The organism is Arenibacter sp. P308M17 (genome assembly GCF_003426735.1).
Taxonomy (GTDB): domain Bacteria; phylum Bacteroidota; class Bacteroidia; order Flavobacteriales; family Flavobacteriaceae; genus Arenibacter.
Map to the genome: position 1 here is coordinate 486,060 of NZ_QVON01000003.1, position 19,996 is coordinate 506,055.

14 protein-coding genes are annotated in these 19,996 nt (G+C 41.5%); 4 read left to right on the forward strand and 10 right to left on the reverse strand.

Annotated features, from left to right (window positions below; genetic code table 11):
* Positions 1-137 precede the first annotated feature (137 nt).
* The 3 genes from D0S24_RS10025 to D0S24_RS10035 form a co-directional block, all read right to left on the reverse strand.
* Positions 138-1,187 carry a LacI family DNA-binding transcriptional regulator gene (locus D0S24_RS10025; RefSeq protein ID WP_117019731.1) on the reverse strand — a complete coding sequence of 350 codons (1,050 nt, stop codon included), beginning with the start codon at positions 1,185-1,187 and terminating at the stop codon, positions 138-140.
* Positions 1,188-1,260: 73 nt separating this feature from the next.
* Entirely contained in the window at positions 1,261-2,619 is a 1,359-nt protein-coding gene (locus D0S24_RS10030; RefSeq protein ID WP_117019732.1) for a Gfo/Idh/MocA family protein, read from the reverse strand.
* Positions 2,620-2,636: 17 nt separating this feature from the next.
* Positions 2,637-4,019 carry a DUF1080 domain-containing protein gene (locus D0S24_RS10035; protein WP_117019885.1) on the reverse strand — a complete coding sequence of 461 codons (1,383 nt, stop codon included), beginning with the start codon at positions 4,017-4,019 and terminating at the stop codon, positions 2,637-2,639.
* Positions 4,020-4,286: 267 nt separating this feature from the next.
* On the opposite strand from D0S24_RS10035, the gene D0S24_RS10040 reads away from it, so the two are divergent.
* Both D0S24_RS10040 and D0S24_RS10045 read left to right on the forward strand, forming a co-directional pair.
* Positions 4,287-5,249: a YheT family hydrolase gene (locus tag D0S24_RS10040; protein WP_117019886.1), complete on the forward strand. Its 963-nt coding sequence runs from the start codon at positions 4,287-4,289 to the stop codon at positions 5,247-5,249.
* Positions 5,250-5,291: 42 nt separating this feature from the next.
* Positions 5,292-5,771 (forward strand): cytochrome c, encoded by a 480-nt coding sequence (locus D0S24_RS10045; protein ID WP_117019733.1) that lies wholly within the window; start codon positions 5,292-5,294, stop codon positions 5,769-5,771.
* Positions 5,772-5,993: 222 nt separating this feature from the next.
* Here D0S24_RS10045 and D0S24_RS10050 read toward each other — a convergent pair whose 3' ends face one another.
* Positions 5,994-6,188 (reverse strand): hypothetical protein, encoded by a 195-nt coding sequence (locus tag D0S24_RS10050; RefSeq protein WP_117019734.1) that lies wholly within the window; start codon positions 6,186-6,188, stop codon positions 5,994-5,996.
* 994 nt (positions 6,189-7,182) lie between these two features.
* On the opposite strand from D0S24_RS10050, the gene D0S24_RS10055 reads away from it, so the two are divergent.
* On the forward strand, positions 7,183-8,184 hold the full coding sequence (locus D0S24_RS10055) for an NAD(P)H-dependent glycerol-3-phosphate dehydrogenase (RefSeq protein WP_117019735.1): 1,002 nt from the start codon (positions 7,183-7,185) through the stop codon (positions 8,182-8,184).
* A gap of 52 nt (positions 8,185-8,236) precedes the next feature.
* On the opposite strand, the gene D0S24_RS10060 is transcribed toward D0S24_RS10055, so the two are convergent.
* The 4 genes from D0S24_RS10060 to D0S24_RS10075 form a co-directional block, all read right to left on the reverse strand.
* Positions 8,237-9,904: a glycerol-3-phosphate dehydrogenase/oxidase gene (locus D0S24_RS10060; protein WP_117019736.1), complete on the reverse strand. Its 1,668-nt coding sequence runs from the start codon at positions 9,902-9,904 to the stop codon at positions 8,237-8,239.
* A gap of 94 nt (positions 9,905-9,998) precedes the next feature.
* Positions 9,999-12,392: a penicillin-binding protein 1C gene (pbpC, locus tag D0S24_RS10065; RefSeq protein ID WP_117019737.1), complete on the reverse strand. Its 2,394-nt coding sequence runs from the start codon at positions 12,390-12,392 to the stop codon at positions 9,999-10,001.
* On the reverse strand, positions 12,373-12,684 hold the full coding sequence (locus tag D0S24_RS10070; protein WP_117019738.1) for an antibiotic biosynthesis monooxygenase: 312 nt from the start codon (positions 12,682-12,684) through the stop codon (positions 12,373-12,375). The genes pbpC and D0S24_RS10070 overlap by 20 nt, the downstream gene beginning before the upstream one ends.
* A gap of 2 nt (positions 12,685-12,686) precedes the next feature.
* The gene (locus D0S24_RS10075) at positions 12,687-13,043 is read right to left on the reverse strand and encodes a hypothetical protein (protein WP_117019739.1); all 357 of its coding nucleotides are present in this window, start codon (positions 13,041-13,043) and stop codon (positions 12,687-12,689) included.
* A gap of 106 nt (positions 13,044-13,149) precedes the next feature.
* Between D0S24_RS10075 and D0S24_RS10080 the strand changes: the two genes are divergently transcribed.
* Positions 13,150-13,671: a CvpA family protein gene (locus D0S24_RS10080; RefSeq protein WP_117019740.1), complete on the forward strand. Its 522-nt coding sequence runs from the start codon at positions 13,150-13,152 to the stop codon at positions 13,669-13,671.
* Positions 13,672-13,781: 110 nt separating this feature from the next.
* Here the strand turns inward: D0S24_RS10080 and D0S24_RS10085 are convergent, their stop codons facing one another.
* Both D0S24_RS10085 and D0S24_RS10090 read right to left on the reverse strand, forming a co-directional pair.
* Positions 13,782-14,312, reverse strand: a complete 531-nt coding sequence (locus D0S24_RS10085) for a DUF5004 domain-containing protein (protein WP_117019741.1) — start codon at positions 14,310-14,312, stop codon at positions 13,782-13,784.
* A 91-nt stretch (positions 14,313-14,403) separates the two neighbouring features.
* Positions 14,404-19,914, reverse strand: a complete 5,511-nt coding sequence (locus D0S24_RS10090) for an alpha-2-macroglobulin (protein WP_117019742.1) — start codon at positions 19,912-19,914, stop codon at positions 14,404-14,406.
* Positions 19,915-19,996: the final 82 nt, after the last annotated feature.

The following is a 19,996-nucleotide window of genomic DNA, read 5'->3' on the forward strand; positions in this document are numbered from 1 at the left end:
AAGGTTCAAAGTATTGATTCAAAGTTTAAAATTTCAGGTTCAAAAACTCAATTGTCCGGTCGAGCGGAGTCGAGACCTGTTACGGAAGCAGGCAGTTGGCAGGGATAAAGTTGAATGTTCATTCTCAATTCTAGTATCTAATCGGCCCCACAATTTTCCTTCACAATGATTTCTACGGGAACATCCATATTTAAATCCGAAGGATCCTGTTCCGTTAAAAATTTAAACATCCCCTTTATTGCGGTATAGCCTTGAAATTCGGGCTTTTGATTGATCAAAAAATCAATTTCCTGTTTTCTTAGGCATTCCAAATTATCATGGTGCAGATCAAACCCTACTACAGAAACATTGGAAACATTATTGGTCTTAAGAATTGCCGGAATTAAATAAGACCTTGCATTGGTAACAAAAATACCTTTTCGCCCTGGATCCCTGAACCAATTTTCTATTTCAGGGTTAATTTCAAAAGGCCGATCTATAGGCTGATTAATGGTCATAATGGAAATTGCCCTGTCCTTGAAATTCGTTGCAAAAAATTCCCTAAAGCCATTTTCCCTTTGTTGATTATTGGCGTGCAATCCCCGATCCGTTACAATATTGATTACAAAATAGCGCCCCTCTGTCCCAACTAGCCCATGCAAGAGCCTAGCGGCCACCATTCCGGCCTTATGTGAATTCTGCCGAATAAAATAGGCTGGGAAATCCAATTGGATCTCTGTATCCAAAAAGACCACAGGAATCTTTTCGGCTTTGGCCTTACTTAAAAGATTATTGCATTCCGCCATAAAAAATGGGACTGTCACCAAGGCGTCATACTTTATATCCATAATGGTATCGCCCATTTTTGCAAAGGATAAGGGATCGGTAAAATAATAATATGAAACAAGGATTCCCATCTCACTTAATTCCTCCACGGCCTTTTGAATCCCTTTTTTAGGAAGTTCCCAATAAGTCCAATTGCTGGACACCTCCGGGATAAGTACGGCTATTTTTAATTTCTTGCGTCCCGCTAAATTAAGACGACTGGCCACCGTATTCTTTTTATATCCGGTTTCCTTGATGATAGCCCTTATTTTCTCCCTTGTTGCTTTGGATACACCGGCCCTATTGTGCAACACCCTATCTACCGTACCAATGGAGACATTGGCCAGTTTGGCAATTTGTTTGATTCCGATAAGATCGTCCATAGACCAGCTTCCTTAAATTGACTTTGTACGGTAATCCCAAATGGTGGCAAAACTACAACAAGATTCTAAGAGACTAATATTTAAAAACCTTATTCCCGGCCAAAACATCCTGCGCCTTCTCGTCGAAAGTGGATTTCAAACCGGTCCTAAGGGCTGCTGTGGTCATTATGTTGGCAATGGAATGATTGTAGGCTGCATCTATTGGGCCATTTGTTTCCTTTCTGCTCCTAACGCATTCCATCCAATTCAACATATGTAAGGAGGTCATATCATCTGCCCCGGTATCGGCGGAGGTAACCACTTGTACGGCACTATCAGAGAGATCAAATTCTGGTAATTTATTCTCTTGCATTCCCATTTTATTGGCATGGGAAGCATTTAATCCGCCATTAGGACCCACCTTATTGGTATCCAGGTTCAATTCTCCCCCATTGGAATAGTAAATCTCCTTAATACCCCCCGCAGAATTGGTGAATCTGGAAGAATATACCACTTGGAAACCTTTGGAAAGGTCATCCAATGGTCCGTAATCGAATACCGCTGTCATGGTATCGTAATTTTTTCTTCCATCTTTCCAAAGATAGATTCCCCCATTGGCTGCAACGCTCCTAGGATGGTTCAATCCCGAAAACCAGTGAACCGTATCGATCTGGTGGGACATCCATTGGCCCGGAATGCCTGAGGAAAACGGCCAAAACAATCTATACTCCAAATACTTTCTGGGGTCCCAAGCCTCATAGGGCCTGTTCATTAAATAACGTTTCCAATCGGTATCCGATTCCTTGATTTGACTGGTCAATTCAGGTAAGCGCCATCTGTCCGGTTGATTTACGTTCCAACTCATTTCAACCATTACAATATCCCCAAACTTACCGGATTTAATATAGTCGTTAGCTGCATGGTAGTTACGGCCACTTCGCCTTTGGGAACCAATTTGAAACACGATTCCTGAATCTACGACCGCTTTTTTGCCTAGCCTGGCATCGTCCATGGTTTCGGCAAATGGCTTCTCTACATAAATATCTTTTTTGGCATTGGCAGCTTGTACCGTATGAAGGGCATGTTGAAAATCTGGAGTAGAAATAATGACGGCATCTATTTTATTCTCCTCGTACATTTCATCATGGTTTCTCCAAACCCTCATCTTGTTCCCAGTTTTCTCCTTCAGGAAGGCAGCTCCTTCGTCCCTTCTGCGGTTCCAGATATCGGAAACCCCCACAATTTCAAAGTTCTGTTTTTTATGATGCCCCAAAAATGCAGGGATCAACGCTCCTTTGGCCCTATTGGAAAAGCCAGCGATTCCTACCCTTACCCTATCGTTGGCACCAATGATCTTACTATAACTTTTAGCACTCATTACGTTGATTCCCAAAGCTATACCCCCTGATGCCAATGCCGTTCTCTTGATAAAATTTCTACGTCCTTCACTCATGATACCTATTTTTTTAATTAAAATTCCCTTACTTTTATGCTTCTAAAGGAAACATGGTCGCCATGATCCTGTAATAGGATTCTACCTGCAGGAATTGTTCCAAAATTTTCCCATTTCTCGTACTTGCTTTTTTCTACCAGGGCCTTGAATGTTTGGCTAAACCGGTCGTATTCCACAACCTTTACGTTATTCAACCAATGTTCAACATGACCTCCTTTGACCACTATGCGGGCATTGTTCCACTTATCAACCCCGTTAAAATTCTTGCCCCTGGCATTTTCGAAGTTCTCTGCCCGGATCAGGTCATATAGCGACCCCACGGTCCTATTGCCATTTTTTCCCATTTTTGCGTCCGGATGTTCCTTATCATCCAACACCTGGAACTCCAGCCCTATGGCCGAACCTTCACCCATATTAAGGCCTGGGTCAACAAAATATTTTATACCGCTATTGGCCCCTGTGGTCAACTTAAAATCGATACTTAATTCGAAATTGCCGAATGCCGAGGTAGTTACAATATCCCCACCATTTCTGGATTCGGCCCCATCGGACGACAGAACACTTAGTATACCGTCTTCCATATTCCAGCCTTTCGTTGGAAACGTATTTAATTTGGCACCTCGCCACCCTTCGGATGTTTTACCGTCCCATAATAAACGCCAACCTTTTCTAATCTCATCTTCAGTAAGCTGGTTCTGCAAATAGCTTATTTCCGGAGCGTATCCGGCTACCTGCTTTCGCTCCTTCTCCAAATCCGTGGTTTTGATCCTTACATTCTTCCATTTCACTATTTTACCCTCCAAATCAGCTCCGCGTATGGAATGCACCTGAAAAGCGATAAATCCCTTGTCCGTAACATCATCTACTAAATTGGCACACTGTATCCCGTTTATCCAAGTTCTTATATGGTTGCCGATGGCCTCAATTCTATAATGGTTCCACTCCCCAGGCTTAAAAGCATTTTGTCCTTTGATGTTTCTGGATAAGGGATATAACCATCCCCTTCTTGCCTCGTCATATATCCCCCCGGCCCATTTTCTATCACTGGTTTCAATTTCGCACTGGTATCCGTGTACCCGTCCATCCATATATTCGGGAAGGCTCAAACTTCTAAATTGGACCCCCGAATTGAGTCCGTTTTCTAAAAATACATCGAACTCCAAAATAAAATCATCATAGACCTTTTTGGTAGCCATAAAACTATTGGGGGTATTTATTCTGGAAATTCCAATCATTTCTCCATTTTCAATTTTATATTTTGCATTTCCGTTCAATTGTTGAAAATTGGAAAAATCCTTCCCATTAAAGAGTGTTTCCCACCCATCCTGGGCAAAAACTGTGAAAAAAGTAAAATGAAGCAGTATTGCCAAGGTTATCTTGGTCAGTTTTCTATTCGCCATAAGATTTATAATTAATTTCGTTAACGTTAACGAAAATATAAAAATATGTTGGACCAACAACATTATAATTTATAAATTCACGTATATAATTTTAAATAGGTAAGAATTTAGTAGCATTACCCTCAAAATTATGTTATATCCTAAATATATAAACCTTTACGCCGCTATACCAATATATACGGACAACCAATCTTTGGAAAATTATTGGATTAACTTATCTTGTTATCCAATCCCCATAAAATACCACAACCCATTCAAATACTATCAATGCCTATAATCCAATCCAATTACAACCCACCATTGCTCTTTAAAAGCGGGCATATCTCCACCATTTATTCCGGATTGATAAGAAGGATCAATGGCTTGGTTCAGCAACGTGAACGATTGGAACTGGCCGATGGGGATTTTCTTGATCTGGACTGGAGTTACGCATCCTCACCTACCAATAAGGTAGTCATCCTTTTACATGGATTGGAAGGCAACGCCCAAAGACCCTACATTAGTGGAGGTGCAAAACAGTTCAATGTTAGTGGTATTGATGCCTGTGCCGTTAACCATAGAGGTTGCAGTGGTGAATCCAATCGCCTTTTACGGTCTTATCATTCAGGGGCCACCGAAGATTTGGAAGCCGTAATAAACCATATACTAAAAGATAAAAATTACACTAGTATTTTCTTAATGGGGTTTAGCATGGGTGGTAATATGACTCTAAAGTACCTAGGGGAAGGAAGGTCCATTCCCAATGAAATAAAAGGGGCGGTCGCAATATCCGTGCCCTGTAACCTGCACAGTTCACTTTTAGAGCTGTTGAAACCAAAAAACCTAGTTTATGCCAGGCGGTTTATGAAAAATCTTCTTGAAAAACTTCGTGCAAAACAGCTTCTTTTTCCAGAAAAAATCAGCGATTCGGATATTGTTAAGATTCACAATTTAAGGGATTTCGATGACATCTATACCAGTAGGGCACATGGATTTAAGAACGCCCTTGATTACTACGAAAAATCCAGTTCTTTACAATTTATCCATGCCATAGAAACCCCTACTTTAATAATAAATGCAAGGAACGATTCATTTTTGGGGGACCAATGCTATCCTTACAAGGAAGCGGAACAAAATAATTCCGTACATTTTGAGCTGCCCAAATATGGAGGCCATGTAGGCTTTTATGGTGAAAAAAATATCACCTATACGGAAAAAAGGGCATTAAAATTCATTGAAGAATTATATTAAAATAATCTATTTATTATCTTCGTAAAATAATATACCTAAACAATGAGAAAATTATTTATCCCTTTGGCCTTGGCTGGGTTGATCCTTAGCTGTGGCGAGAAAAAAGAAGAAAAGAAGGAAGGTTTTGAAATGAACCGTACCAAAAAAGAAGTAAAAGCGGAACCTGTAAGCGAGGGAGTACCTGTAGACATGGACAACAAAGGTGTTGGCCCAATTAAATCGGTTACATTTGCAGATGAAATTGATGCCGAGCTAGCAGCCAAAGGACAAAAAACATTCAGTACCATTTGTGTGGCCTGCCACATGGCCGAACAACGTTTAATTGGACCGGCACTAAAAGGTGTTTTTGAAAGAAGAAGCCCGGAATGGGTGATGAACATGATCCTGAACCCGGATGGCATGCTAAAGGAAGACCCTATAGCCCAAGCCTTGTTGAAAGAGTATAACAATGCGGTTATGCTTAACCAGAATCTTTCCGAAGAGGATGCGCGAGCAGTAGCAGAGTATCTAAGAACCTTATAGAGTATAATGCTTTATAGGAAATAAAAAGGCGTTTACAACAATAAAATTATTGTAAACGCCTTTCTTTTTTATAATAATAAAGGACAAAAGTCCTTTTGCATATGGTAACTTCCGGCCAATAAAAAAACCGTCTTAGGTAATTACTCCAAGACGGCCCTAACTAAATAACCAACCAAAAACTTCTTTATAACGCTGCCGTAAAACTCTACGGTAATCATTGTATCATTCTTTTTCCGGCACTTCCTTTAAAACCAATCCGGCCTTTGCCCCCTTCATCAAATAAAGGATATTCCTGATTTCAAATTGGTAATGAACGCCATGTATTAAAACTTGTGCATCCTTCCACTCTTGGTATGTTACAGCTCCATTGTATGTACTATTATTAATAACGCACAACTCCAAGTAATCATTGCCCATATAATCATAATCCGGTGTTAAAGTTTTATGCGTTTCATCGTTCTAAAACTAGAATGCGGAATACTCCCCTTGTTTGTCCGCGCACGGGTCCCGATGGCTCCTATCAGGAGAGACCTTTTTGAAGGGGTGGGCAGTTACAGTTTTCAGTTGGCAGTGGGCTGGTTTAAAGTTTCAGGTTCAAAGTTCAAAAGTTCAAAGTTCAAAAGTTGAAAGTTCAATTAACAATATCCAGAATCCAACATGTGGCTAAGACTAAGCTCAGCCACCGTAATAAGTGGTCGAAGATAGGGCGGAGTCGATATAGGAGTTGACAATAACAGTTTTCAGTTGGTAGTGGACTGGTTCAATGTTTGGGTGTCCGGTCGAGGGCAGTCGAGACCTTTATATAAGTGTGAAGTAAGAAGTTGCAGTTGGCAGTGGATTCTGGTTCAATGTTCAATATCCAGTATCAAATTCTAACATTGGAGAACTAAATTCCCCTCTTGAGAGGGGTTAGGGGTGTGTATTGAGGAAATAGCGAAGTCGAAATCGGAATATTCAAATTTGAGTATTGGGAATCTAGAAACTGGACAGCGGATTTATTGAATCTAATATCTCAAGACTAAAATCCAGCTTCTAGCATCCAATGTCCAACATCTTGTTTTGAATCTCCAAAAAACAGTCCTACATTGCCAAGGATTTTAATGAGCTATATAGTCGTCCTAATTAATTCCGGCCCGCAACCGGGTCCTTAATTTTTTTTATAAGAAGATTAGGCGATTATTGGGTAAGGGATGTACAAAAAGAAATATAAACAGATGAAACGAACATTAAGATATTTAAACCTGTGAAATGAGCATGACCAAAATTTGGTCGCCAGCCCGAAAGATTCATTCTGGCGGGCAAACCCAAATGAAAATATGCGAATTACACCCGCCTGTCCGCCCGTTCCGTTACGGACGGGAACGATGTAGTCGGGCAGGTATGACCGCTAAAAAACAGTATATATCTACATATGAAAAACAATATAAAGTTTGCAATGTTGGGCGGTGGCAGCTGGGCAACTGCCATTGTTAAGATGTTGACAGAGAATGCGGATGTGGTAAACTGGTACATGCGCAATACAGACGCTATTGAACACATTAAGACGCAGAAACACAACCCGAATTATCTCAGCTCTGTAGAGTTTCATATAGAGCAATTAAACCTCACGGACAATATGAATGAGGCCATTGCGGATGCCGATATCCTTATTTTTGCCATTCCCTCCGCTTTTCTGGAGAGCGAATTGAAACAATTGACCACTGATATTAAAGGCAAAATAATCTTTTCGGCCATAAAGGGCATTGTGCCGGAATCCAGTTTGATAGTAGGCGAACATTTTCATATTAATTATAACGTTCCCTTCGAAAATATCGGGGTCATAACAGGACCATGCCATGCAGAGGAGGTGGCTTTGGAACGTTTGTCCTATTTAACCATAGCTTGTGCGGATACCGAGAAAGCCAAGTTGGTGGCCAAGCATCTGAGTAGCGACTACATAAAGACCAAAATATCGGACGATATTATTGGGACGGAATATGCCGCCATGCTAAAGAATATTTATGCCATTGCTGCCGGAATGGCTCATGGACTGGGCTATGGCGACAACTTCCAGAGCGTACTTATGAGCAACTCCATAAGGGAAATGAAGCGGTTTATAAAACGGGTACATAAGATGAAGCGCAACATAAACGACTCTGCGTATTTAGGGGACCTTTTGGTAACGGGCTATTCCGTTTTTAGCCGCAACCGTATGTTTGGGAACATGATCGGCAAAGGTTATACCGTAAAAAGTGCCATGATGGAAATGAAAATGGTAGCGGAGGGATATTATGCTACCAAAAGCGCCCATTTAATAGTTTCAAAATACAGAAACAAATCAAAAACCCCCATTCTAAACGCCGTTTACGAAGTGCTTTATGAAAATAAAAACCCGAAAAAAGTTTTTAAGGAACTTACCGAAAAACTGGATTAACCCCCCAAGATTTACCTTTTTGGGCTTCTATAGATCGTCCTAACGGCTGTTCTTAAATCCGTTCCAATGAAAAATTGGAATGTTCCTCAATTTCCCGTTCCAAGGTTTTCCGGTAGGTGTTGATGACCCCATCATCCAATTTGTATACAGACTTGAACTCGGCCAGGATGGGTTCCATCAAATTTTTAATACTAACTATATCAAAGTATAGCCTCCCTGTTCTACGAATAAAAAAATCCATGGGCGTTTGAACCATTTCATTTTCAATAGTAAACCTTAATTCGGCCTTGGCCATACCCAAAATATGGTCATCTACCTGCTGTTCTGCATAGTATTTTAGAATTGTTTCGGTCTGTTTTCCATAATTGGTCACCAAATACCAGGCATCATATTGGGAAAATCCCTCCGGGGTTAATCTTTCATGGACTTCTGCAATATATTTCTTAACCTGTTTATACTTTTTAAAATCATTTCCACATAAGGGGATATGCTCCGTATCGGAGGGCTTTACGTTAATCCCATAATCTTCCTCCATTTTTTTGGCTACCCTGTTCACCACGCGCTCCGCCATTTTACGATAGCCGGTCAGCTTTCCGCCAGCAATACTTATAAGGCCGGAATCCGAGGTGAAAATCTCATCCTTTCGAGATAGTTCAGAGGCCGACTTCCCTTCCTCGTGTATAAGTGGCCTTAGTCCCGCCCATGAGGAGATGATATCCTTCATTTCCAAATTTATCCTTGGAAACATATTATTTACGGCAGATATTAAATAAATGGCATCGGCCACATCGACCCTTACATTATCCTTGTTCTCGTTAAAATTTGTGTCCGTAGTACCAATATAGGTAATCTTGCCCCTTGGGATCGCAAACATCATCCGCCCATCAGGAATATCAAAATAAACGGATTGCCTTATAGGTAATTTTTCATAGGGAAAAACCAAATGCACCCCCTTGGTAAGATGCAGGCGCTTTCCCTTTTTGGAATTATTAATGCCCCTAAGTTCATCTACCCAGGGTCCTGCAGCACTTATTACATATTTGGATTTTATAGAAAATTCAGTATCCGAGACCGTATCCTTTACTTTGACCCCTGCTACCATATCCTCCTCATAAATAAAGTCCGTTACCTCTGCATAGTTCAAGGGTAGGGCACCATATTTCAGGCTGGTCTTTATGGTCTCCATGGTGAGTCGGGCATCATCTGTCCTGTACTCCGCATAATACCCTGCCCCTTTCAGTATCTTTTTGGGCAACAATGGTTCCAATTTCAGAGCCTCTTTTTTCTCCAACATTTTACGTTTGTCATCCCCGGTCACCTGGGCCAAAATATCATAGACCTTTAAGCCTATGGAAGTAAGCCATTTCCCATAAGACCCATTTTCTATCAAGGGCAACAACATTTTCTCGGGCAATACTAAATGTGGCGCCAAATTGTGTACTATGGCCCTTTCGGAACCTACTTCCTTTACCAACCAGAAATCAAATTGTTTTAGATATCGCAGTCCGCCATGAATCAATTTAGTTGATTTACTACTGGTTCCCGATGCAAAATCGTTTTTTTCTACCAAAGCCACTTTTAAACCCCTGGATGCGGCATCCAGAGCAATACCCCCGCCTGTAATACCCCCACCAATTACTACCAGATCAAAGGTATCCTCCTTTAGTTTGTGAATCGTTTTTTTCCTATCCAAATTAGAAAATCGAATATTTTTTATCATTTTTTATAGGATATTCTTTTGTTGAAGCTGTATTAATTTGTTTTTCAGCAATGTCATTAAAGGTAACTGATTATTGACCTAAATCAAAGGGCTATTATTGCTCTATCGTTATCATAACAACAATTTCATTACCCAAGGCATCAACTGCCGTAATTCCATGATCTCCGGGTGAAGGCATCATCCCTATTTCATGATAGTCCGTGGTTTGCCCCATAAATTTCCCATCCAAATACCAATAAACCGGTGTTGACGGTTTAACATGGGCCAACTTCACTATCAGTTCGTTCTTCCTGCCTTCAAAATTTCTTGCCAAGGTAATCCTACTTCCGTTCCTTGGATATATAAACTCCATGGCCTCAGTATCGGTTTCCTTACAATTACCAAAAAAAGGGGGCAAAGATTTATAGGAGGGGTGTCCTTTTTTATAATAGTATTCCATCAAGGGGGGCAATACAAACCATGATTCGCTTACTGTTTGCGACAAATCCGCACAGGAGGAATTGACCCTGAACTGTCTTTGGGCATTTAAATGTATCAATTGGTGATACGCACACGGCTTTACAAAATTTTGCTTTCTGGGCATAGAAATTACAGTTTTGGGACATATATCGGTAGCCAGATAACCACTATCCGAGCAAACTTTTATTTCGGTAAACTCGTCCAATGGCTTTTGAAACCAGAATGACCTGGGAACAACATCGAATACGTCGAATAAAATTGGTGCGGCACTGGTAAGTCCGGTAACATTTGGTCTCCCTTCCCCATCGGCGTTTCCGGCCCATACCCCAACTACATAGTCTTTGGTAATACCAATGGCCCAGGCATCCTTGTTTCCAAAACTGGTACCCGTTTTCCAGGCTATCTGCTTGGAGGAATCAAAAAACTCCCAGGATTCACTACCCTCGGGCCGGTTTACTTTTTTCATGGCCTCAAACGTAAGGTAGATGCTCGCTGCATCAAAAATAGTGGCCTCGGTAGATTTGGCACCAAAATCCAATTGGGTTTCCATGGTTGGGATAGGCTCAGTAAATTCCTTGGTATAGTACTCACTAGAGGTGGCGTTAAAATGGTTCACGGTCGATGCCAAGGAGGCATAGGTCTTGCACAGATCCCATAAATTACTTTCTGCCCCCCCGAGAATCAATGTTAAGCCGTAATGATCGGCGGACTTGTCCAGGCCCCTTAACTTAAAGAAATCCAATTGATCCCTAAATTTTTCCAGCCCGTAGGAACGCAACAGGCGTACAGCCGGAACATTTAGGGACTTGGCCAACGCCATGTCTGCCGCTACGGCACCACTATAGCTTTCATTAAAATTCTCAGGGGAATAACCTGCAATCTGGGTTGGAACATCCGGTATCAGCATGTTGGGCAATAATTCTCCAGCATGTATCATGGCGGCGTACAATATAGGTTTTAGAATACTTCCCGTACTGCGATTGGCCTGCACCATATCCACATCCTTTTCGTGTTCACTGTCCGTTGGTGTATTGCCTACATAGGAAAGTACCTTACGTGTTTTTACATCCATCAACAGCACTGCCGCATTGTAAACCCCATTCTGCCTCAAGTTTTTATAATGCTTATTTACAATACCGTTAATACTGCCCTGGAGGTTTTCATCCACATGGGTCAAAATTCTCTTCCCCTTATATTTTTTGGCCAAATATTGGACCAAATGAGGGGATACATCCGGTAATTTATAAGGCTTTTTAGGCAATTCTTCCAAAAGTGAAAGCTTGTAGGTAGTGCTATCCAAATAATTATTATTCCATAATTTATGCAGTAACCTATTTCTCTTCTTCAGCAGTTTCGTTTGATTTTTACCAGGGTAAATTAAACTTGGGGCATTGGGCAATACCGCCAATGTAGCTGCTTCTGCCCATGACAATTGACTAGGCTGCATCCCAAAGTAACGCCAGGCCGCCGCTTCCAAGCCTACCACATTGCCACCAAAAGGGGCATGGCTGGCATATAATTTTAAAATATGTTCCTTGGAATATCCCAATTCCAATCTCGTAGCCAAAACCAGTTCCCTAACCTTCTCCCAATAAGTCCGTTTTTTATGGTTCCTGGATAAACGTATCACCTGCTGTGTAAGGGTACTGGCCCCCCTCACCGTTTCCCCTGCCAATATGTTGGCTATAAAGGCTTTGCCAATGGAAATGGGGTTAAAGCCGGGATGCCTATAAAAATGGGCGTCCTCAAAATTTAAGATACAGGTCTCAAATTTATAGGGCACGCTATCCACTACAGGGAACCTCCATTGCCCGTCATCGGCAATAAGTGCCCCCAAAAGCTTGCCCGATCTACTCTCAACAACGGTAGCATGGGGGGTAAGAAATAATTGTTTGGGCAAACAGAAGTAATAGGCAAGCAACAGTAAAAAAAGGATAAGCCATTTCCAAGGATGCTTTTGGAACAGCCCCTTCCACCGATGAAAGATCGTTGTTTCCTTGGCCGTATCCCTATCCGTTCCCAAATTCATATTCCCTTTCTACCAAACAAATACGGACCTTGTACCATTTGTACCATTCTTCCCTGCCTTTTTTTTGGGCAAATAAATGATCTGTCTGAGCTTTCCAATCCGCTATTGCCTCAAGACTATCCCAATAACTTACACTGATCCCCATTTGGTCCCTGGCGCTTTCAAAACCTAGAAAACCTGTCCGCTTTTTAGCCAATGACTCCATCTGGTGGGCCATTTCCGAATACTCCTTATTATCTTCCTTTGTAATGGAAGTAAATATTACGGCATAATAAGGCTTTTTAGGTTCCATAGCTAAACGATGTATTCCTTTTCCAAGAAATAGCTCACCAAGGCTTCCTTCATTAATACCGATTGTTCTCCGGCCTTCAATGGGGGCAGTGCTTCCTTAATGTTATAATGTGGCCAACCGTCTTCATCAAAAAAATCAAATTCATAATACCCATAAGGCTCCAACAACCTACAGATGGCTATATGCATTAGATTTAATTTTTCATCCTTCTTAAAAGTTTTATGAATTTGACCCAATTCCTGGACCCCAACCAGATATATAATGGCATCCAACTCCAGGGGGTCATTGTCTGCAAATTGGGAAGACAGTTTTTTTACCAAAATCTCCCACCTATCCTTTAATTGTGTATCTCTAGACATTGTCATTTATCTTAATATAGATCTGTTGTTGGATTCACTTATCCAAACAGAATAGAATTGTTCAAAGGTACAAATCAAAGTTTTATATTTGTCAAAAGACTTTTGTATGGGTATATTGGATATTATTATTGGACTACTCTTAATATACGGCCTATACATGGGAATTAGAAATGGTCTCTTTGTGGAATTGGCATCTTTGATCGCCCTAGTTGCCGGTTTGTACGGCGCAATTCATTTCTCCTATATTGTAGGGGAATACCTTTCCAAAAATATGGAGTGGAATGAGCGCTATATGAACACTGCATCCTTCCTGATCACCTTTATACTTATTGTCCTTGTAGTAAATATGGCCGGAAAATTATTGACCAAAATTGCCGATTTTGCCATGTTGGGGCTATTGAACAAAATAACGGGAGGAATATTTGGCGTACTCAAAGTTGCTGTAATCCTAGGCGCCCTGTTGATATTTTTTGACAGGACCAATAATCAACTTGGATTTGTAAAGCAAGAATCGATTGAGGAATCCAAGCTATATATGCCCTTAAAGGAAATTGGTGCCCTGGTTTTTAGTAAGGTACTTAAGGAAAGTGAACCTGGTGAAGTTGAACCATCCCAGAAAGAGAATTAAAACAGCTTCATTAAAGAGGGAGGGCAATGAACTCGTTTAATAATATCATCCTATGTCACCAAAATTAATTTGGCAACATTAGGATGATATCATTTTATACTCAGGAACAATTAATTGTCCGCTACCGTTTTGGTATAGGTGAATGTAACGTCCGTTTGTACGATTTGCCCATTTACATCTGTTATGTCAAAATTGGAAGTGGTGGTAAATGCGGATTTATCCCCATTAAAAGCAATTTTTATATTCTGAAGGGAACAATTACCAACTAAGCCGAGGATATCAGTGGAAAGTTTCCAGGTACCCTCAATCTTAAGCTTATTAGTACAACTTGTTGCATTTTGCCCTTGGGCGAATTCATAGGCACGACCGGGGCCAAAAGTATACTCGGCATCCTTTTCGCAGTCGGTATATTGCGCATAAATATCCTTTCCGGCATTGGACTCATTGTCATCGGTAATATCCACTTCTTTTTCAGCAACTATGGCGCTCAACTCCCAGGTTCCGAACAGCGCGTTTTCCTCCTCAACGAGTGCCCCTTCGTAGTCGGCGGGACATTCGATGGTATTATCCGAACTACATCCTATCAATATGCTACTAAATGCCATTGCCCCAAAGAGCCAAAACCAAATTATTTTTTTCATGTGATACTATTTTTGTTTTATATATAAATGCATAAAACACAAAATGGTTGCGTTAAAGGGCGTATATTTTTTTTGGTCCCCATCGGGACAATTACTGTACCACTTCTATCCATTGTCCCTTGGTACGCACGGCATAATCGTTGTTGTACATGGCCTCGGCCTGTATTCCGGGTAAATAATATCTGCCCAAATAAGAGGCGTTCAACAAAACCCTAAATACTTTTGTTTCGTTCTTTTTCATGTCAAAATAAAAATTGGCCCTATCATCCCTCAAATCCGTATACGTTACCTCGTTTTCGGCAAAATCGCCAAAATCAGTAAATCTGGTATTTACTATTTCCCAGCCACTCGGAAATATCTGGGACAAGGCTACATTTTCAATCACTTCTGCCTTGGTGTTGGTAAGCGAAACTTCTGCGACGAAATCCGTTCCCTGCATTATTGACGATGGATCCAATTTAGTGCCGTTCCTTCCCTTAAAGGCCACATTGGCCACTAAATTCCTTTGTAGCTCCCTCTCTTCTCCCACGGGCAAAATCCCATTGTTAATGATGCTCACATAAAGTAAATTTTCGCCGGTATTTTTAATATTCAAGGAGTTGGTACCCGTTCTAATTCCCAATTCAGTATTGGCCAAGGTCTTATTGGTGTTTATTGAGGTATTGTTCCCATTGACGGTTATACTGGCCTTAATTCCCTTACCCCCAATCATATCTGCAAATTTAGCCATTGCCAAGAGGCAATAGGCAGTACTTTGGGTACTCATCCAATCATCTGAACTTAAACGTTGCGCCAAAATTCCGGCCATTTCCCTAGCTTTTACCTTCTCCTTCAAAAGCACAAAGGTTTCCAATGCCATTGCCCTATTGCGAACCGAGGACCCATAAGTTTGGTAATCATATTTCCTCTCCGAAAAATCATAATTTGCCGATTTGATGATTTGTTGCGCCACAGCTTCTTGGCCAATAAGTCCGTAGGCAGCCGCCAAGCGGAATTTTCCCTCGTTGGACAGATCGGGCATCTCCCTTAATCTGTTCATTGAAGCAATATCCGCATTTCCGGCAAGTGCCAAAGTATATAGGCGATATGCCTGTGCCAAATCTGAAGATGCCGTCCCCGATCTCCATTGTCTAGCGGTATTTTGCTGATAATTTAACCAGGAAGACCTAAATCCCAAGGGCAATACATATCCCTTTTTCCCCGCCTCCAATAAAAAGTGGCCTACATAGGATGTACTCCAATCATCGGTATAATTTTGTCCTGGCCAATAGGTGAACCCTCCACTTGGAGTTTGATGGCTACCGACCCTTTTTATGGCACTTTCAACATTTTGCTGTATCTCCTTTTTCCTTGTTGTGTTAATATCGAAGATATCCGTTATATACAACTGCGGAAAGGCATTGGAGGTGGTCTGCTCCAAACACCCATGCGGATATTGGATCAAATATTGCATTCTTCCATTAAAATTCATAGGGGGAAGGGTGGAAAATTCCACCTCTGCACTATTGCTACCAGGAATGCCAAAAGTTTCAATATCAATTTGTTCGCTACTGGCGGCATCCAGTACCATATCATTGGTAACCGTAGTCAACGGATTGGGGTTTACCACATCTATTGGCACCTCAAAAGAGGCTCTTTCCCCATTGCCCGTAGCTTCTACCACTACCTTGCCGATACCTTTATAATCTGCTACCTTTAGTTGAAAATAGGCCATTTTCTCATCGGGCTGGGTGAAAGAAACGTTCAATACGGTCTTTCCTTCTATACTAAAGGAAGGATCGGGTTTAATTTGCACCCTTACCTCCTTCACCTTTTTTTCCATAGCAAAAACCGTAACCGGTAAGGTTACCGTCTCCCCCGGGCTAATCTTTCTTGGGAGGGAAGCCAATACCATAAGTGGTTTTCTTACTGGGGTTGCTTTTTCTGCCATGCCATATGCGGCTTCCCCTGGGTTTCCGGCTATGACCATGGTCCGTACCGACCCCACATATTTGGGAATGTCTATTTTATGTGATTTTGTCTCCCCTTTGTCCAAGCTAAAGGGCCCCAAATAAACCACCATAGGTTCAAAGCGATTGGCTTTTTTATTTTTGGCGCCGGTCAAATCTCCGTCCCCACCAATGGCAAATACCTGGTTTATTCTCCCTCCATAAGCCCCAATAACATCGTCGTATATATCCCAGCTCTTGACACCAAGTGCTTCCCGGGCATAAAAAGTATTCCATGGATTTGGGGTTTGATATCGGGTAAGATCCAGCAAACCTTCATCCACCATGGCAATGCTATAGGTCATGGCCCTTCCTTGTTTCTCACTTACTTTGAGCGTAATATTTTCCTCAGGTCTTAAAACATCGGGCATGGTAATTTCCGGTTGCAGTTTGGTCAAAGGATCTTCTACCGATATTGGAACTATCCCATACATCCGTATAGGGGAATCGTTTAAAGTAGTGGCATGCGGATGCAGCAAACTTATATTGATATAAACATTTGGCGTGTACAATTCGGTTATGGGAATTTCAAATTTTGTTTCTCCCTTTTCAGATTTTACCCATTGAGAATGCAGTACTTCGCTGCCATTTTCCACGGTAACCAATGCCCTGCCGCCTTCCGAACCAGGAAAGGTGACTATGGCCGTTTCCCCTACCTTATAAACTTCCTTATCCGTGGAGAACGTTAACATAGTGGCGGCGGAAGGGTCATTCTTCATAGATTTTCCAGCCCATCCAGGCCAATCTATGTACACTGTCTTTCCGGTTGCGTGCCCCCCTTTTGGATCTTCCACCCTAACCAAATACCTTCCCCATTCGGGATATTTTAGCTCAAAATTAAAAGTTGCCTTACCACTGGAATTGGTACTTATGGTCTTCTCCAAAACTTTTTCCTGATAATCACTGCTGCTAAAATTGGAAAGATTATCGGCAGATGTCTCCCACCACCATCTCCAGCTCACTTTATAAATAGTTGCCCTTAAATTGTTGATGGCTTTGGCATTCCCCAATTTATCTACCGTTACCACTTCAAATTTATGGGGTTCATCTGTGAGTAACATTCCCCTGGTCTTATCGCCTTTGGGTACATTTAGGCCTACATAGGTATCAAAGGGCGAAAATTGCTTTGTAAAAACGTCCGTACTAAAATCTCCCCCATTTTCATAAACCTTGGTAACAAATGCTGCAGTAAGCATTCCCGGGGCATGGTTATTAATTTGTGGATTTAACGAAAAGGCGGCTTTGCCCTCAGCATTTATAGTACTGTTGAATACTATTTGATCTTCGGCCGTAAACGCCCTTGTGGGATCATCAAAAACATAGGCCGGAAAATTTTTAAAAGTTGTTGTCTGCACTTTGAACCTGGCAGTGATATCCGCTTTTAAATTTTTGGCGACCGCCCCGTGAAGCCATGCCACTTCCATCATCCCTTCAATGGGTTTCCCGCCGGACAACACCTCATTTTCAAACTCCGTCCTGATCTTTAACCTATTCGGCTTGATTGTTTCGATCTTAAGGGTTTTTGTAAAAGATGCCCCTCCTACCGAAACCTTGGCCAACCAATTGCCGGTAGGCGCATCTTCGTCCGTACTGAAAATAAAATTATAAAAATTGTTGAGGGAATTGGTCTTTACTTCCCTGTGCACCACTTTGTTATAGGGGTCTATCAATTCCAATTTTACGGGATGACCCTCAGGAAGTTTATTGGCCTTATCGTTCAACATAAACGAAAGAAAGAGTTTATCGCCAGGGCGCCAGACCCCCCTCTCCCCAAAAATAAAACCTTTTATGCCCCTCTGTAGTGCAACCCCGTCAACATTAAACTTACTAACGGACAGTGCGTTGCCGTCGTTGAGTTTAACATAGGTCCTTTGACCGTTGCTCTCGGCTACGGCAAAGTAGGCCAAATGATCGGAATCAAAAATAGTGGTGCCATCCTGCCCTGTTGTAACCTGCCCAATGGGCTGTTGCTGATAATTGTAAAAAGTAACCTTGGCCCCTGCAACGGGTTCCGTATTAACAATATTATTGACCGCCACAAAGTAACTCCTGTTCACCCCTTTTTTTACGGTTATCCCCAGGTCCGAGGCCAGAACATTGGTGCCTACCGTTTTATCATAGTAGTAGGAAGTATGGCAAGGGTTATCCCGTTGATTCCAGTCATAGTTAAAGTAATAATCTTCATAATAGGATGCTACACCGTCCCATGAGCTGTTTTCCGTTTCTTGATCAAAATCCCCTTCCGATGCAACCTCCTGTTCAAAATTGGTGCCTTCACATTTGAAAAGGCTATAGGAGGGCTTAAAACTAAATTCAACCCTATAAATGGCCCCTACCTCAGGTGAAATAAGGGTTCTTAAATCTATGGCATGTGCGGCCCATTTGCCATTATTATAACCAAGGCCCGTTTCCAGATCCAACCTCTTGGAGGCTATTGGCCTCGCTACTGTTTTAAGGTTGTAACTCCCGTTAAGATCATTTCCCTGTAAGAACTGCAGAATATTATCTTCGAAAATTTTATAGACGTTTAGGTGGACCGACTTCAGGTTTACCGCCTCAAAATTAATTTTTAGGTTATTGGAAGACGGTAAAATTGTTCCGTTTGATAACAGTCGGACCTCGGGTTTTATTTGATCGAACGCTACCCGCTCCGTAAGCCTGGTTTTAAGCTTATAGCCATCAATACTTTCAATACCTTCAAAAACCTCCAGCTTTAGAGTTGTGCTCATCTCTTTGGAAGGATATATCTTTAGAATATTGCCAACTACATCATATTTAAGGTTGCCATCGCCTTCCAACACTACAAGGCCCTTAAAGTTTTGTCCTTTTTTTAAGGGATCCGAAAAGTTGATATTTATGATTTGATTTTCTCCTGTTTCCAGCCCAACATCCAGAATACTAAAATTACTCTTGCCCGGTATTTTTATGGTATTCTTTCCAGCACTTTCAATATCCATGGCCGTGCCATCCCAAACAACCTCCAGGTCGGTATCCTCTGTAAATCGCTGAATACTATCTATCTTAAAATAAAATTGGTTTCCTTCAACGGTAGAGGAATCAAATTTTACCGGCACCTTTTTTCCTTTCTGTGTTACTTGCAACAACTGCCTGGCCTTTTCCAAACTTAGGATATCGGCACTTTTCAATTGTCCTTCCAAGTATTGATAATCCTTGGAATAGGATTGTAGGGCTTGGGTATAGACGTTAAACTGCTGTTTCAATGTCCTTACCTCAAAATTAAACTTACGCAGTTCCTTTGGAACCCCGTTTACAACAGCTCCAAGATTTAAGGAAAACCTATAGGTACTATCCTGACGAAAACCGGCATCGGGGACAAAGGCAATAGTTCTACTGTCCAAAGCTATGACCTTGCCACTGGTCTTGGGCGATACCTGCAATAAATCGCTATCCAACTCCTTTCCATTTTCCCAGGCATCAACTGGACGGTTAAGCATTACCCTAACGTCTGCCTTTACAGAAATTAATCCGTGGGACACTTCCGTTATATATTCCTGATATAGATTTAAGTTATCTACCGGTATTTTGTCGGTATCTTTTTTCGGATTACACCCAACTATAAAAAGGAATATCAGGACACGGACAATTATTTTCATGAAAAGCACCAATTTAGCACAGTAAAGATAAATGGTTTTCCTTTTATTGAATATTTTTTGATAAAATTAAACCCGGAAAAAG